At 48.5% G+C, this 17,058-nt stretch carries 11 protein-coding genes; 4 read left to right on the forward strand and 7 right to left on the reverse strand.

The features are described 5' to 3' along the window. Positions 1–1,237: 1,237 nt before the first annotated feature. The 4 genes from Q0X35_RS00370 to metG all read right to left on the reverse strand — a co-directional run bounded on the left by Q0X35_RS00370 (position 1,238) and on the right by metG (position 7,046). Positions 1,238–2,881: a phospho-sugar mutase gene (locus Q0X35_RS00370; protein WP_297564316.1), complete on the reverse strand. Its 1,644-nt coding sequence runs from the start codon at positions 2,879–2,881 to the stop codon at positions 1,238–1,240. A gap of 150 nt (positions 2,882–3,031) precedes the next feature. Next, positions 3,032–4,156, reverse strand: coding sequence for a G5 domain-containing protein (locus tag Q0X35_RS00375; RefSeq protein WP_297564319.1), 1,125 nt, complete (start codon positions 4,154–4,156; stop codon positions 3,032–3,034). Positions 4,157–4,263: 107 nt separating this feature from the next. Then, positions 4,264–5,208 (reverse strand): TatD family hydrolase, encoded by a 945-nt coding sequence (locus tag Q0X35_RS00380; protein WP_297564320.1) that lies wholly within the window; start codon positions 5,206–5,208, stop codon positions 4,264–4,266. Positions 5,209–5,225: 17 nt separating this feature from the next. Further along, positions 5,226–7,046: a methionine--tRNA ligase gene (gene metG / locus Q0X35_RS00385; protein ID WP_297564321.1), complete on the reverse strand. Its 1,821-nt coding sequence runs from the start codon at positions 7,044–7,046 to the stop codon at positions 5,226–5,228. A 111-nt stretch (positions 7,047–7,157) separates the two neighbouring features. Here metG and Q0X35_RS00390 point away from each other — a divergent pair, with 111 nt between their 5' ends. After that, positions 7,158–8,210 carry an isochorismatase family protein gene (locus Q0X35_RS00390; RefSeq protein WP_297564323.1) on the forward strand — a complete coding sequence of 351 codons (1,053 nt, stop codon included), beginning with the start codon at positions 7,158–7,160 and terminating at the stop codon, positions 8,208–8,210. 52 nt (positions 8,211–8,262) lie between these two features. Here Q0X35_RS00390 and rsmI read toward each other — a convergent pair whose 3' ends face one another. From rsmI to Q0X35_RS00405, 3 genes are read right to left on the reverse strand one after another with little or no spacing between them, the layout of a single operon-like run. Continuing rightward, positions 8,263–9,081: a 16S rRNA (cytidine(1402)-2'-O)-methyltransferase gene (gene rsmI / locus Q0X35_RS00395; protein ID WP_297564325.1), complete on the reverse strand. Its 819-nt coding sequence runs from the start codon at positions 9,079–9,081 to the stop codon at positions 8,263–8,265. Between the two features lie 25 nt (positions 9,082–9,106). Continuing rightward, on the reverse strand, positions 9,107–9,943 hold the full coding sequence (locus tag Q0X35_RS00400; protein ID WP_297564326.1) for an SDR family oxidoreductase: 837 nt from the start codon (positions 9,941–9,943) through the stop codon (positions 9,107–9,109). Positions 9,944–9,961: 18 nt separating this feature from the next. Then, positions 9,962–11,572 (reverse strand): succinic semialdehyde dehydrogenase, encoded by a 1,611-nt coding sequence (locus tag Q0X35_RS00405; protein WP_297564328.1) that lies wholly within the window; start codon positions 11,570–11,572, stop codon positions 9,962–9,964. 153 nt (positions 11,573–11,725) lie between these two features. Between Q0X35_RS00405 and Q0X35_RS00410 the strand changes: the two genes are divergently transcribed. The 3 genes from Q0X35_RS00410 (at position 11,726) to Q0X35_RS00420 (ending at position 16,990) form a co-directional block, all read left to right on the forward strand. Beyond that, a complete protein-coding gene (locus tag Q0X35_RS00410; protein WP_297564329.1) occupies positions 11,726–14,512 on the forward strand; it encodes a DEAD/DEAH box helicase in 2,787 nt (928 codons plus the stop codon). Between the two features lie 78 nt (positions 14,513–14,590). After that, complete coding sequence (locus tag Q0X35_RS00415) at positions 14,591–16,003, forward strand: L,D-transpeptidase (RefSeq protein ID WP_297564330.1); 1,413 nt, start codon at positions 14,591–14,593, stop codon at positions 16,001–16,003. 72 nt (positions 16,004–16,075) lie between these two features. After that, positions 16,076–16,990 (forward strand): alpha/beta fold hydrolase, encoded by a 915-nt coding sequence (locus tag Q0X35_RS00420; protein WP_297564332.1) that lies wholly within the window; start codon positions 16,076–16,078, stop codon positions 16,988–16,990. The last annotated feature ends 68 nt before the right edge of the window (positions 16,991–17,058 follow it).

Raw genomic sequence — 17,058 nt, forward strand, 5'->3', positions numbered from 1 at the left:
GCAGATTTATACTATAAATTAGGAGTAAAGTCCTAGCGTATAATAAAAAAATGCATAAAATCCCTACATTTTATGTTTTTAACCTTTTATATCTGCATATATTAGAAAATAATATAATGACTAAACCCTTACGAAGCGAAAAATAACCCTACATGGCAGTAGAATCACTCATCCTGAAAATAAAAACCTTAGAACACCCCTACTAGCCCCCGTTAAACTTATCAAAACTTTTCTCCCAGCTCTGCTTCTAACTTCGTAAAAACTATCGATATTCCCCTGGATAATCTACGAATATTCTTTTTCTCCATGCTCATCATTTAGATATACAGAAACTGCCAAAATGGAATTCTCATCTAAAAATTTCTTTCGTATTACACACAAAAGTGGCACCAGTACCTGTATTAAGTAACTCCCTTAGTAATAAGGGCCTATAAGTAGCGTTTTTAATATTATCAAAAGCTACCGTAATTACCTGCACCGATAATTCCTAATGACTAGACACCCACTCTTGGATATCTAAACCACTCACATTTACATGTGACCAGACTGCAAATTCATAATCTCTGTGCTCTCTCACAGTATGAGTATGCACATTACGTGCATACACATTAAGAAACCGAACTAATTCTGTACATAGCCATACCGAATCTAAAAAAGTTCCTATACATAAAGCAAACTAGCTAGAAAAACAGAAAACGCCACACTGCATAGATAAAAATATCTAGTAGATGTATAGTTACTACCAGTATTAGTTCATCAAAATCCAGAATTTATTGCTTTTCCAATTATGGCATGAAAATTTTTAAATTCTTATCAATTAACTCTGAATGAATCTCTCATGACTTCTGAGCTGTTCCAGAGATAATCATCGCTAATATAGCATCAGCAAAATCTACATAATTTGCCACATATATTCTTTGGTGAAGTAAAAGAAAGTGCATCAGGAAAGATCCATAATATCTCCATGCACTTTATTTATATTTAAATAATAGTCCCTAATTCTCGCCAAATTTCTAATAAATTAATAGCACACGTATAGCTAGACCCGGCGGTACAACCCTTAAGTTAAAATAATTTTCTCTCTGCTACCGCCATCTGCACGCATTTATTTTGCTTTAAATCTCTCCCTTAATTAAACAAGAAAAAGACGAACCTAATATTTTACTTTTAGGATGCAACATACAAGCAACTAGCCCATAATTCAGGTCGGTAAATTACACTGCAAAAAATAAAAAATCTATATTGCACAAAGTTGACGCACAGCTTCTTTCAATATCTGCAACCGTTTCTTTGCAGTCTGCCAATCCACTCCCTCCGAAATATCCAAAACAACTTCCAGATAACACTTCACCTTTGGTTCTGTGCCACTCGGACGAATAATTACCTGATCATTGGCAATAGTACGTAATAAAATACCATCAGTACCCGGAGTGTCCCTATACCCATATCGTAAATCCACTCGCTCCTGCACCGCTACTCCCGCCAAATTTGTAATTTCTTTACTGCGCAAAGAATCCATTGTTTTAGAAATAAGCGAAACATTTTCCATTCGGAAAGTAAGCGGCTGAGTATAATAAAGCCCAAACTTTTCTGCCAGTTCATCAAAGTGCACTAACACGCTCTTACCCCCCGCTTTTAACTGCGCTACTATGCTTGCCACTACTACCGCCGCTGCAATTCCATCTTTATCACGTACCGATTCTGGATCCACACAATGCCCAATAGCTTCTTCATAGCCATAAAGTAACTCCGGTGTTCGAGATATCCACTTAAAACCAGTAAGTGTAGTGACATGAGTCAAACCACGTGCCTGCGAGATTTTTCCTAATGATCTACCCGATACGATAGAACTAGCTGTAACTCCACCCCGTTTTCCACGCGTAATATATTCACCAATTAAAACCCCGGTTTCATCTCCAGAAAGTTTTACCCATCCTGGCCCAACAGGAGTTCCCACACTTGGAGAATTACGTCCTGGAACTGCAATCGCACATCGATCAGCGTCTGGGTCTAGAGCAATTATTAAATCTGCCCCTACTTCATTGGCGCGCTCCACAGCTAAATCAAGTGCCCCTTCCTCTTCTGGATTTGGGAAAGGCACACTTGGAAATTCTGGATCTGGCTGCCACTGTTTTTCCACTAAAGTAATATCGGAAAATCCAGCAGCCTGCAAAATAGCTAAAGCAATTTCCCCACCCACGCCATGCATAGGGGTAAGCACAATTTTAATAGGAGCTGGCTTTCCTAATCGAGTAGTTACTTCCTGATAGGCCATCCTTGTATCGATTTTCTTAATTGCATCAGAAAGCGGTAGCTGATTAGCTCCAGGAGCATTAGCTATACAAGCGGCAATTTCTTTATCAATTGGAGGAACTATCTGCACCCCTTCCGCAGCTCCAGTCGCAACTCGCCCACCAAGATACACCTTATAACCATTATCTTGTTTAGGATTATGGGACGCCGTAACCATAATTCCTGCATCTGCTTGCAAATAGCGCACACTAAAAGCAGTTAGTGGAGTGGGCTGAGCTAAAGGCAATAACCAAGCACTTCCGCCTGCTCCAGCGACCACAGCTGCCGCCGCTTGCGCAAACTCTTTTGAACCATGGCGCGCATCGCAGCCAATCACTACCTTTGGTTTATCTACCTGTGTATTTAACCAAGCCATCAATCCTGCAGTAGCCCTCATCACCACAGCTTTATTCATGCGAGATTCACCGTATCCAAGCTCACCCCGTAATCCAGCAGTTCCAAATTTTAAGGGACCGGCAAAGGCTTTCGCCAATGCTACTGGATTATCCAAATCAGCACGCAAGGCGGCGCGTGTATTAGCATCTGGATCTTGCGCTAGCCACATTTTTGCTTTTAAAAGTAAATCCATACCCACCTCAATCTTCGAAAATAAAATGCGAATGCTGGATACAATGTAGAAAAATGAAAACAGCTCGCTTCCGAGATAACAACATACGGTATATCTAACTACTCAGTAGATTACATCGCCTATAAATATAAAAATTACTAAATACTAAAATCAGTACCAACCCACGCGCTGGGAGTGTGCCCAAGCCGCAGCCGGCGAACCGTAACGGCCTTTAATATAGCCCAGCCCCCAACTAATTTGCGTACTCGGATTGGTACGCCAATCTGCACCCGCGGAAGCCATCTTACTGCCCGGAAGTGCCTGCGGAATACCATAAGCTCCGGAGCTGCCGTTGCTCGCGGTGTGATTCCATTTAGATTCGCGCTGCCACAGCGCATCTAAATAGCCAAACTGATCTTCACCCCAACCGTAAGAAGCGAGCATGCTCTTCGCAATCGCGCGCGCTGAACCCGGATCTACTGGCCCGGAAGCTGGCGCAGCTGCCTGCCCCGCTCCTACGCACACAATTTGCTGCACCGGGGCTTTCGTATAGCTTTCTGCCTGCACTTCCCGCGCAGTCTCGGCGCCATCTCGATAAGTAATGCGCACGGTACGCGTGCCCGCGCCCTCTACTCCGTGCTGCTCTACTACGCGCTCTCCCGCCGTTAAATTCGCATCCGCCTTTTCTACCGTCTCAAAGGGCTGAGTGAAATTTTCGGTGAGCGTCTTATAGGTAATCCGCACAATTTTTACTTCTAGACCCGCTTTTACCGGCGTATCTAGGGGCAGCGATACTTCATCTGCTTCTTGCACCAGAATATCGGCTGCTTTAAGCGCTTTCGCCAGTGAAGTACCAGCAATAGCCTCTACTTTTTGCGTTTTTCCGTCTACCTGTACGGTGAAATCTACTTTTGTAATCATAGGTGCGGAGGCAGCTCCCAAGTGGAAATTGCTTCCATCTGCCGGAGCAAAATTATTCAGCGAACTCGCACCCGCCATTACCGTCAAACCGGAAGTGGCTGCTACTAATCCCAACACCGCTAATTTCGAACGCCCAAAAACACGGCGCACCGTCAGCGGAGAACTCACTGCTACCTTAGAAATTACTAAGTTTTCATTCATGTATTCCGCATAGGGATTAGCGGGAAAAAATGCCGAGGTAGCCGCTTTTTTCTGCGCTTGTTGCGCTAAGCGCCGGGCGCGGCGAGAACCTGGCCGCGGCTTCTCTGCCAGCTGCTCCACGGTAATACTACCCGGAGTGAGCGGACGAAGAGCAGGGGCACTATGTCTACCCAAAATTAATCACCATACTTGGAATCGATTAGAACAGAATCATTTTCCGTTATCTTACGTATATAAATTGTAATCAAATTGTTATTCTTTGCAAACTCTGGTGGGCAAAATTACAGAAAATCATAGACGCGGCGCGTATTGGCGCGCAGAATTTTGCACCACTCAGCCAGCTCTATTCCCCGGCATTCTGCCAGATAGCGCGCGGTATAAGCCACTCCCCACACCACATTTGGATGTCCACGATAAGGAAGAGGCGTCAAATAAGGGGCATCTGTTTCTACCAGAATTAACTCGGTGGGTAAGCAGAGAAAAGCTGCTCGTAAATCCGCATTTGCCGGATATGTGACATTTCCAGAAAAAGAAGCATACCAGCCAGAACGCGCACAAATTTCGGCCAGTTCTCTATCTCCAGAAAAACAGTGAAAGACGGTGTGCTCTGGCGCTCCGTCGCGCCGCAAAATATCTACCACATCCGCATGCGCTTCTCGATCGTGAATTTGCAGCGGTTTACCCAACTCTTTTGCCAAAGCGATATGCGCCCGAAATGCTTCTTTTTGTGCAGCTTTCCCGCTGGGGCCGGTGCGGAAATAATCTAAACCGCTTTCCCCTACTGCCACCACTTCCGGCGCTTGCGCCGCTTCTGCCACTACTTCTATCGCCGCCGCCAGAGAATACTCTCGATGATAGTCTTCCTGCTCTGGCTGCAAACCGTCGGGCGAGGCTTCTTCTACTCCCGCATGCAGTGCCGCCTCATTCGGATGAATCGCTAGCGCCGCCCCGATATTCGGATATTTTTCTGCCAAGGCGCGCGTATAGGCCAAAGAAGGAATATCGCATCCAGAGGTAATAGCTCCTGCTACTCCGGCTGCCTCCATCCCCGCTAAAAGCGTATCGAGATATATGGGAGGAAGTAACTCGCCATCCGCATCAACAGCCTGCTGCTTCCCAGCCACCGGAATCTGCTGCTCCGCAATATGCGTATGATTATCGACTATTAACTCTGGTAATTTCTCAGCTATCGGCGGTACAAAATCTTTGCGTTTTTTCTTCCCCATCTGCTCTCACTCTATATTTATAGCGAGTTTTCTGGCGCGCCGCCCAGCCGCTCCAGCTCTTCATCTATCACGGCTTCATCGAGCTTCTTAAAGACGGGCTTAGGCTTCGAGATTGGCGTCCCCACCACTACCGGGCGGCTCTCCCAAGCGGGAACATTCCGATAATCACCCGTAATGATTGGATAAGGATGGCCAGAATCTAAATCTTGCGTCTCCACTAGCTTCGGCATCGGCGCTATATCTCCGGCGCCGCCCAGGATTTTATCAATCATATTTGCCGAATGCGGCAAAAATACGCTGAGCATCGTATTCAAATCGGCAACCGCCTGCACCAGCGTATGCAATACCGTAGCTAGACGCTCCCGCTGCGCCGGATCTTTCATTTTGAAAGGCTCAGTGCGCGATATGTAGGTATTAGCTTCTCCCACTAGGCGCATTATCTCCATGAGGGCTGCCCGCTGATGATGCTCCGCAATCAACTCGCCTACCTGCGTAAATCCTTGAGAAATAGCTTGCAGCAGTTGCGTGTCGATTTCCGCTAAAGCGCCAGGCGCGGGAATTTCCCCAAAATTCTTCGCCACCATTGCCGCCGTACGACTCACTAAATTACCCCAGCCAGCTACTAATTCAGAATTATTGCGACGCACAAATTCTTTCCAAGTAAAATCAGCATCGGAAGTTTCAGGGCCCGCAATGGAGATGAAGTAACGCAAGGCATCTGCTCCGTAGCGCTCCAACACATCGCGTACATAAATCACCACCTGCTTAGAGGAAGAAAACTTCTTCCCTTCCATAGTCAGGAATTCACTGGCTACTACCTGCGTAGGCAGGTTCAATACCCCAAATTCGTGGGTGCTCCCGCCGTATTTTCCTTCTCCGTTATAGGCCAGTAATTCGGCTGGCCAAATCTGGGAGTGGAAAACTATATTGTCTTTCCCCATAAAGTAGTAGGAAAGCGCCTCGGGATTATTCCACCATTCCCGCCAGTCTTCTCGGCTTCCTTGGCCAACTTCTTCGCGCCGCCGCGCCCATTCAATCGAGGCGGAAAGATAACCGATTACTGCATCGAACCAGACGTAGAGGCGCTTATGTGGCTGATCTTCCCAACCGGGCACCGGAATACCCCAGGTAATATCCCGGGTCATCGCCCGCGGGCGCACATCTTCTAATAAGTGCTGTGAAAAAGAAATCACATTCGGGCGCCACTTCCCGGCTTTTTCTACTTCGTCTAACCAGGTACTCAGAGCATCCGCTAGAGCGGGTAAATCAAGAAAATAATGTTCAGTTTCTTTAAATTCCGGCCGCAGCCCCGACACCTTCGATACGGGGTCGATTAAATCCTGCGGATCCAACTGATTTCCGCAGTTATCGCACTGATCTCCGCGCGCGCCCGCCGCTCCACAAATGGGGCAAGTTCCTTCAATATAGCGATCAGGAAGAGTATTTCCCGTGCGCGGATCGAAAGCTACGAGCGTTTTCTGCACTTTCATATAGCCATTTTCCCGGCAGCCAATAAAAAGCTGCTGTACTACCTCTTCGTGATTCTGCGTGGTAGTGCGAGTAAATAAATCATAGGAGAGTCCCAGATTCACTAAATCTTCTACAATAATTCGATTGTTTTTATCCGCCAATGCTTGCGGAGAGGTTCCGTCTTTATCCGCTGCCACCATGATTGGGGTGCCATGCTCATCGGTACCAGAAACCATTAATACTTCATGGCCGGCCATGCGCATATAGCGGGAAAATACATCAGAAGGTACCCCAAAACCGGCTACGTGGCCAATATGGCGGGGGCCATTCGCATAGGGCCAAGCTACTGCAGATAAAATTTTCGACATACCTCTAGGGTAAGACTTTCACCAGTGCGAGGTAAACCCAAAGGCAAATTCTGAAAAATATCGTAAACTTAACTATAGATATTTTCGGCAGTTTCGATAGAAGGAAAGACGATGCATACGAAAAATCGAGCTCTCATTATTGTGGATGTACAGCCTACTTTCTGTGAAGGAGGCGCATTAGGAGTAGCCGGGGGAAATGCGGTAGCGGAGCGCATCGCCGATTTCGTAAATACCTATGCCGCAGAATATGCGTTTATTGTCACTACCCAAGATTGGCATATATCTCCCGGAAAGCATTTTTCAGATAATCCGGATTTTGTAGATACCTGGCCACCTCACGGAGTAGCGGGAAGTGCCGAAGCTGAGCTCCATCCAGCCATAGTTAATTTACCAATCGACGATATGGTGAAAAAGGGGCAGTATTCAGCAGCTTATTCTGGGTTCGAAGGATGCACCGAAGAGGGGCTACAACTAGAAGAACTGCTACGTATCCACGATATAGATAGTATAGATATCGTGGGAATTGCCGAATCACATTGCGTAAAAGAAACTGCGCTCGACGCCCTTGAGGCCGGATGGCCGGTGCGGGTATTTTCTGATTTGACGGTGCCCACTTCCCCAGAGCTCGGAGTAGCCGCGCGCGCCGAAATGCAGAAAGCAGGAATTTCTTTACTCCCTGCGGCAGAAGCTTTTGCTTCTTATACCGATTCTCCAGCTGATTACGAGGATGACGAGCCAACTAGCTGGGGGCGCGCCGATTCTTGGGGAGAAGACGATTCTGATTATCTAGAGGAAAGTTACTCGGACGACCGCTGGGCGGATACCGATTGGGATCACGACGAAGCTGGAGCAGCTGATTTTCAAGATGATGAACTTCCGCAGCAGCCTTTACCGGGCACCGAAGCCGTGAATAATCGCGATAATTATGACGACGATGCAGATGCAGAGCTCACTTCCGACGGCGAAGAAGAAGAGCTCTCCAATCTAGATCAGTTACAGGCGGCAGAAGATCTGGCCGGTATCGATTTCTCCGAATTTGGGATTGACGACGCAGAGCTAGATCTCGATGAAGATATCGATTTTTCTGCAGAAGTAAGCGAAGAAGATTTTGATTTTTCCGATATTGATTTAGATGAATACAATCTCGGAAATCCGGGGAAATAGCTAGCTGATTATCTAAGTGCGCATAGCTGCTTATCTAAGTGCGCATAGCTGCTTATCTAAGTGCGCGCTCGTAAATCTCATTTGCCCGCAAATTGTGACGTTTAGCCACGTAGCTGGCCGCATCTTTTAAGCGTAAACCGAGTGCGTGCAGCTCTTGCACTTCTTCCAACACCGCGGCCGAGATATCCGTATCCTTTTCGGAGCAGCCCGCTACTACGAGCGTAACCTCTCCTAAAATTTCTTGCGCCGCTGCCCGCTGCTGTAGATCTGCTAAAGTACCACGGCACACTTCTTCATGCGTTTTCGTCAATTCCCGGCAGAGCGCAGCCCGGCGTTGCTCGCCAAAAGCTGCCGCTAAATCTGCCAAAGTGGCCGCCACCCGCCGCGGAGATTCGAAAAATATCCACGTAGTATCCAGCGCCGCTAAACTATTTAATACGCGGCTGCGCTCCCCCGCTTTCCGCGGGAGAAATCCAAAGAAAGTAAAACGATTACTAGGCAGGCCGGAGAGAGCCAGCGCGGTGAGTGCCGCCGAGGGGCCAGGAATCACTTGCACCGGAACTCCAGCGGCTGCAGCAAGCTTCACTAATCGGTATCCGGGGTCGGATACCACCGGCATTCCCGCGTCACTCACCATTAATATATCGGTGCCTGCGGCCGCAGCAGCCACCAATTTCGGAGCCACTTTTTCTTCATTGTGGTCATGATAGGGAATCACTTGTGCCGATATTTTTATCCCTAAACGCTGCGCTAGGGAACGCAGACGGCGCGTATCTTCGGCTGCAATTAACTCTGCTTCTTGCAGAGCTCGGCGCAGCCGCGGGGAAGCGTCGTCATCGTTCCCTAGCGGAGTAGCAGCAAGAGTAATCATAAATAATCACTGAGCAGCCATTACTTTATTGCCGGCCCGTGAAATCCTCCATCGTTTTATGGATACCGAAAAACTCTAGAGCCGCATCGACAATCGGCACCGGGAAAGCGTGCATTATCTGCACTAGGCGCACAATCGGCGGATTGACTTTCATCTGCGTGCCTTTTGCAATGGCGTCTAGCACCTGATCTGCACAATCTTGCGGCTTGAGAATCGGTAGCAGGCAAGAGAATTTCGTCTTCACTCCATCGAACATGCCGGTGGAAATATAGTAGGGGCAATAGAGCAGGGTATGCACATGAGAACGCTGCTTGCGGAGTTCCGCCCGCAGAGACTGCGTAAATCCTACGGCACCGAACTTGGAAACATTGTAGTCAGATTGTTTTGCAACCCCCACTAAGCCGGCTGCAGAAGAAATGGTAACTATCGACCCATAGTCGCGCTGGAGCATTCCCGGTAAAAATTCTCGCACCGTGCGGAAAAGAGAAAGGGTATTTACCTCAACTGTGCGGCGAATTTCTTCTTCGCTCAGTTCCAAGACCGGCTTCCCATTCACCACTCCGGCGTTATTGACAAGAATATCTACTCGATCGAACTCTGCTAGTACCGCTTGAGCATTACTGTGTACAGACTCCGCATCGGATACGTCCACACTATAATGCTTAGCTTGAATATGCGGATGAGCCGCCTTGAGCTCATCCACTACTTCTTGCCCACGAGTAGCATTGCGATTCCAAATGATTACCGCTTTTGCTCCCCGATCAGCAGCTCCCAGAGCCATTAATCGGCCAATACCGGTAGCACCTCCCGTAATTAATACGGTAGCTCCCGTAAACGACACAACTTTGGGTCGAATAAACATAGTTACCTCATTCTTTCTTTACAGAGAAATACGCAATTTATGCTGTATTGAACTGAATACATGCATAAAGCGAGCCCAATTCTTCTCGCCCAGCCACTTCGGAGCGGCAATATGCATAATGTGCTGCGTAGCGACCGTCTGAGTGTCGGTATACTTGAGAATACCTTCCCGTCCGTGCCGATCTGCTAAACCGGAATCTTTAATTCCACCGGTAGGAGCACCAATAGATCCCCAGGTAGCCGCATAGCCATCGTTGATATTGACGCTGCCGGTGAGTAAACGCTTTGCAAGCTTCTGCGCCGTCTTCAAATCACTTGACCAGATTGCGCCATTCAAGCCGTAATTAGTGGCATTAGCTTTCTCCAAAGCCTCTTCATCCGAATTCACTTTATAAAGTGATACCAGCGGCCCGAAAGTTTCTTCTGAGAATACCCGCATATCGGGGGTGACGTCGGTGAGTACCGTGGGCGGGAAAGCGCGCGGCGCAATATCAGTCCGCAGCTCACCACCAGCTAATAAAGTAGCTCCCTTGTCGAGTGCGTCTTTAATATGCTCCTGCACTTTCGTCAGCTGTGCATCGCTAATAAGCGGCCCCATATCCGATTTCCAGTCCATCGTGGCATCCAACTTAATCGCATTCGCTGCCGCCACAAAAGCCGGCACAAATTCATCCCAAATATCTTTGTGAACAAATATCCGCTCTACGGAAATGCACAGCTGGCCCGAAGAAGAGAAACAGGCTTTCGCTGCCCCTTTAGCTGCGCGCGGAAGCGGTGCATCAGCCCGTACAATCATCGGATTCTTTCCACCCATTTCAGCAGAGAAACCAATGAGATTTTCTCCCGACTGCTTCGCAATGCTGCGGCCAGTCGCCGTAGAGCCGGTAAACATCATATAATCCGAATTATCGATTAGCGGATTACCGATTTCCCGCCCCGTGCCAATAACTACTTGGAAAAGATCGGCGGGGAATCCAGCCCGGGTGAGAAGCGAACGCACCACTAGTGCACAGTAAGGAGTCTGTGAATCTGGTTTCAGCACAATGGCGTTACCCGCCATCAAAGCTGGAATAGCATCAGAAATCGAAAGGTTGAAGGGGTAATTCCACGGGGTGATTACACCTACTACCCCGAGCGGCAGATACTGTACTTTTGTGAAAGTCATACCCGGCACGGCACCCAGTACATTCCGTGGCTTTAAGAATTTCTCAGCGCGGCGGGCATAGTAAAGAGAATTATTGATTACGTCATAGTACTCTTCAAAAGCCGATGCGCGATTCTTTCCATTTTCCCACTGGATTACATCCAAGATAGCGTCTTGCTCATCTAGTACGATGCGCGCAAAACGCCGCACTAGAGCACTCCGCTCTGCAAAAGTGGTTTCTTGCCAGGCCTTTGCCGCAGCGCGCGCCCGCGCAAAAATTTCTGGAATATCATCCGCCTTCACTTGGGGAAGTTCCCCAATTACGGACTGGGTAAGGGCAGCGTATTTCGCTACCATAGTTTCATTTCCCTTACTGCCGGTAGCACATACGGCGACCGGATCAGGTACTAATTTATTCAGGGAACGGCGCCCTCGCTCGTCCAATTTGGCAAATTTACTATTATTAATACTCGAAGTTTCACTCATAGTTATATTGTGCTCCCAATTCGTATTTATATCTCGCTTTTGCGGAAAATTACCTGAGAAATTTCACAGTCGGCGGATAATAAGTTTTTCTTATACGGGTTATGCTGTGAATAGTAGTCTACCAAAGCGAAATTTATTATTGAATCTCAGGTAATGGTCACTAATAATTCTTATACACTAACTCAGTTTCGCGCCGCTCGCCGCGAATTTGCTGCTTGGTTGCGCGCTATGCGTCAGCAGGGAAATTTACTGGCGCAAATTCACCGCGAAAGCCGCCTCGCTGGGAAAAAACTACTAGAAACGGCCTTGCATCTTCCCCATTCCCGCCCCCGCTGGACGCTACTACCATTACCGGATTCAGCTTCGCTTTTATTGGAGGCACGAGCGCGCGCTTTCAATCTGCCCCCAATCTCCCCGGAGATGCGGCAATTTTTGCAGGATTTACAGCGCAAAGGAATCTCCGCTTACCGCAATTGTGAAGCCTTGGCGGAAGAGCATAATTCTATCCTCAACCCGCATGTGCGCGCCCAGGCTGAAGCAGCTGCCGATCAGCTTATGGCGCTGTACGAACGAGGAAAAGCACTAGATTTCTCTGCCCAGATGAATCAGCTAGCTCAAGCCTGTGCTGCGCGCCCGAAAGCCACCCTCACCTCAGCTCTTTCGGAGCAGTACGGGCTTATACCTTTGCTCACTTTAAGCGCCGAAAATTCTCCAGTGCGCCCGGCTCTAGATTCTCCAGTGCGCCCGGATCCAGATTCGCTAACCCGCCCGAATCGTAGCTCGGCAACTCAGGCACTTGAAGATAAAGAAACCAACGCAGATGCAGGCGAAACTCCAGAATTTAGTGCCGCGAACCTACCTGCCACCGAATTCGCCGATTTGCCGAAAATTGTAGAAAAATTAGATGCGCTGGCGCGTTTGCTCAATAAAATGCAGGCGGAGTGCCTGAAAAATGCTAATGCACTGCGAGAAGAATTCGTAAAAAAGGAACTAGAAAAAATCCCCGTGGCGCAGCTCCAAGATATAGATCGGCGGCGCATGAAAATATCTGCCCTAGAAGCAGCGGGAATCACCACTGCTGCGCAGGTAGCCGATTTAGGCTGGGGAGTGAGCAATATTGCCGGGCTCGGCGAATCCTCGGCTTCCCATATTTTAAGCGCTTTACGAGCTCTGCACGGCGCTATTTTAGAAGAAACTCCGATTCGTCTCGACCCGCAACAGCGCTCTCCCCTCGCCACTGAGTTACTGCAATCGGTATACGCGTGGTATCACACTCGCCAGCGCATCGGCCATGCCCGCGCACTCAGCTTTGCCGCCAGTATTAAACCACACGCCTATTACTTAGGGAATAATACTTCCCGTCTATTGATAATAGGAAGAGCCCGCCCCGCTGAGTACTTTACTGAACTTCTCACGGAATGCCGGCAGTTAGCCGCTACCTATCCGGAGCCGCCTGCACCGAGCGGCCTATCGGATACAGAAATTTGGGAACACTTTCTTTCCCAGCCGGCCTCCTACTATGCCCAAATGGCCGAGATTGGGATCCTCACTTCCGATTCAGAAAAAATTCGGGGAGAGCTTCCTGCTGAGATAGTGGAGCGAGTGAATGCGCTACAGCTGCATACTGATTATCTGCAGATACCGCTGCGCGGCTATCAAAATTTCGGAGCGCGCTTTGCCCTGACGCAGCGAAAGGTAATACTGGGCGACGAAATGGGGCTGGGGAAGACTATCGAAGCGTTGGCCGTAGCAGCCCATTTATTTGAAGAAGGAAATCGGCATTTTTTGGTGATTTGCCCAGCATCAGTTTTAAGCAATTGGCTACGAGAGATAGCAGCTAAGACTGATATTCCCCGCTATCAGCTGCACGGATCAGGCAGATCTGAGGCCATGCGCCAATGGAAAAAATTAGGCGGAATAGCGCTGACCACCTATGAAACTTTGGGATGGCTTTTACAGGAGGAAGGCACGGCCCTACCGAATATTTCTTGCACTATCGTAGACGAAGCACACTATATAAAAAATCCAGTGGCGAAACGCTCTCTGCGCACTGCTCACCTCATTGCTGGATCTGAATATGCCGTATTGCTTTCCGGCACTCCCCTAGAGAACAAAATTGAAGAATTCCGCACTTTGGTGCACTACGTGCGCCCTGATTTAGCGATATCTGCTTCTAACGTACCGCGTAAATTCCGCCGGCAAGTGGCGCCCGCGTATCTGCGCCGCACCCAAAAGGATACACTCAGGGAATTGCCGGATTTAGTAGAAGTAGAAGAATGGCTGCAAATGACCCCAGCAGACGAAGCTGCGTATCGAGAAGCCGTGGCTACCGGCAATTTTATGAGTATGCGGCAAGCGGCCATGCTCTCTACGGATTCCGGGAAATTGGCGCGTCTGCAAGAAATAGTCGCCGAAGCGGGCGCGAATGGGAAGAAAATAATTATTTATTCCTATTTCCGGAAAGTATTGCAGCGGCTCGAAAAAGAAATTTCGGTCAGTTTTGGGCCCCTCACCGGCAGCGTATCTCCACAGCAGCGCCAGCAGCTAGTTGATGATTTTTCTGCCGCACCGCCGGGAGCCGTATTATTGGCACAAATTATGGCCGGAGGGGTGGGGCTGAATATTCAAGCAGCCAGCCTGGTTATAATCTGTGAACCGCAACTGAAGCCCACCACCGAGTGGCAAGCTATTGCCCGCGCTCACCGGATGGGGCAGTTGGAAACTGTGCAGGTGCACCGGCTTATTAACGAAACGGGAGTAGATGAGCAAATTTTTGCGCTTCTCGAAGGAAAATCGACACTTTTCCAAAAATTTGCCCATATTTCCGATACAGCGCGTGCCTCGGAACTTTTCCATTCAGAAAGTGTAGTAGCAGAAAAATTACTGGATAGAGAGCGGCAAAGGTTGGGAATTACCGCACAAAGCCCCGCAGATTCCTGAATTCAGGCGGAAAAAAGCACTACTATGGAAAGTAAAGTATTCTAGTACTTTTCTGTTTATCCACTCTTGGAGATGAAAATGACGAAAAAACGAATTGCCCTTTTCTCAGCAGCGGGTATTGGCGGCGTGCTTCTAGTACTCTTTATCACCTATATTTGCTACTTCGGTTTAGGACACCGCGCTCTACCTGGCACGAAAGTAGGCGAAATTTCCGTAGGCGGAAAAACGGCGGCGCAAATCAGCACACAGTTACAGAAAAATACTGAGAATAAGCATATTAACTTTACCGGCAGCGATATTAATCCACAGCGCGTATATCTGAATGAAACTGGTTTTCAGATAGATCCTAAAACCGTAGGGAAAGAAGTGATCTCCTTAAATAAGAAGTGGGGGAATTTCTTTACGACTCCTTTTGCGGGGAAAAAAATAACTCCCCGGCTGGAAGAAAACACCGAGATGCAGACGGCACTAATAGCCAAGATGGTGCAGGATAAACCCGAAGTAAAGCCGGTGGTAGAACCGCAGATTGTGGTGCAAGACGGCGAGCTGGTGGTGAGCGATGGTCAACCCGGATATACGGTAGCAACCACAGAAATTCGCGCGGCAGCCCAGCAGCTAGTAAATACGCAGCGGGAAGTTACGAAGCAGCTCGCATTCCAAGAAGTACAGCCCAGTCAAAACAAAGAGAAATTAGAGTCGCTACTTGCGGAGGGCGTTAAATTAATTGATCCGGAAGTGGCGATAACTATCGGGGATACCGAGCGTCAAGCAGAGCAGAGTGAAAAGATTTTGTGGCTGGATTTCTCGCAAGAGAAAGCGCAGTTAAATAAAGCAGAAATTACGAAATGGCTCACTGAGATTTCTCAACCTTTGGTGAAAGAAGAAATCAAAGGTCTGCGCTATGTAAATGAGAACGGACTAGTTGTATCAGTGCGGCATGAACCACAAGATGCCATAGAAGTGACTAATATCGATGAAATCACCGAAAGTATAAATGAAAATCTACTGGCGGGGCAGCCGACGAAAGCGAGTTTTCAAACTAAGACCACCCCGAGTAGCTGGGAAGAAAAGCTCATTGCCCCCGGAGCGGAGAATTTAGTTTATGCGGCGGCACCAGGTGAAAAGTGGATAGATGTAAATCTTTCTACTTATCAGATGACTGCCTATGAAGGGGCTACCGTGGTGCGCGGCCCGGTTACGGTAGTAACTGGAAAGTCTAGAACTCCTACCATAGTAGGTACTTTTTCGGTGATTCGGAAAGTTCCTTTAGATACTATGCGCGGCACGAATCCCGACGGCACTAAGTACGTAACGCCAAATGTGCCGCACGCACTCTATTTCGAAAAGCACGGCTACGCCATCCACGGCGCTCCTTGGTGGGCAAGCTGGGGATTTGGCGGTTCACACGGATGCGTAAATACTCCGGTGGGCGAAGCGCGCTGGTTTTACAATTGGGCTCCAGTCGGTACAGTAGTAGTCACTCATTACTGATAGAATTCTTTTGATAATTTGCAGCTCCCGGCACTGCCGCCGGATCACTGGAAAGTATAGGAGAAACTATCCATGTATAGAATGATTGATATAAACGGCACGCAACTGGCTTATTACGAATGGGAAGTCCCCAACTGCCGCGGAGTAGTACAAATATCTCATGGTATGGCCGAATACTTAGAGCGCTACCAAGGGCTTGCTGCTTTTTTGAATGAACAAGGATTCACTGTAGTAGGAGCTGATCATCGCGGACACGGCCACTCTTGCCCTGCGGGAGAGCCACTTGGTTATTTTGGAGACGGAGTCTCTTGGCACGATATCGTCGGCGATTTACACGCAGTACGTCTTTATACGCAGAAAAAATACGTAGATAAACCTTATTTCTTCGTTGGGCACTCCATGGGCTCGTTGCTACTGCGCGATTATCTTTCCACTTTCGCCAACGGACTAGCAGGAGCCGCCATTATCGGCACTGCAGATTGGCCAAAACTACTGGGTGGAGCTGGCATGGTGCTAGCAAATATCATATGTGCTTTCCGCCCCCGCGCCACCGCCGGATTGCTCTACAATCTCTCCATTGGACCTTATAATAAGGGATTCCCCCAGCGTACCGGCGGAGAATGGCTCACCCGCGACGAAGCTGTAGTGGATGCTTATATTGCCGATCCACTTTCCGGATATATCTCCACCAATGGTCTTTTCCGAGAATTAATGCGCGGCACCAAGCGGGTATCTCAGCCCGCACGTTTTCAGCTACCGGTGCAGCTGCCGCTCTATATCGCTTCGGGAGAAGTAGATCCGGTAGGCGGAGCAAAAGTAGTCAAGAAAGTTGCTGCCGCCTATAAGCAGGCAGGGCAAACTGACCAAGAAATACATATTTATCCGCAGGCGCGCCACGAAATTTTCCAAGAAATTAATCGCGCGGAAGTATTTGCTGATTTAGGTGCTTGGCTACGAAAAGAAGTAGAAAAAGCTACTCCGGCTTAATACGCTAAATATCGCAAATAGAAGCGTGGTCTATTTAACGGCAATTTCCGCCGAAAAAAGCTGCGGAG

Source organism: uncultured Arcanobacterium sp. (assembly GCF_947253055.1).
Classification (GTDB): domain Bacteria; phylum Actinomycetota; class Actinomycetes; order Actinomycetales; family Actinomycetaceae; genus Arcanobacterium_A.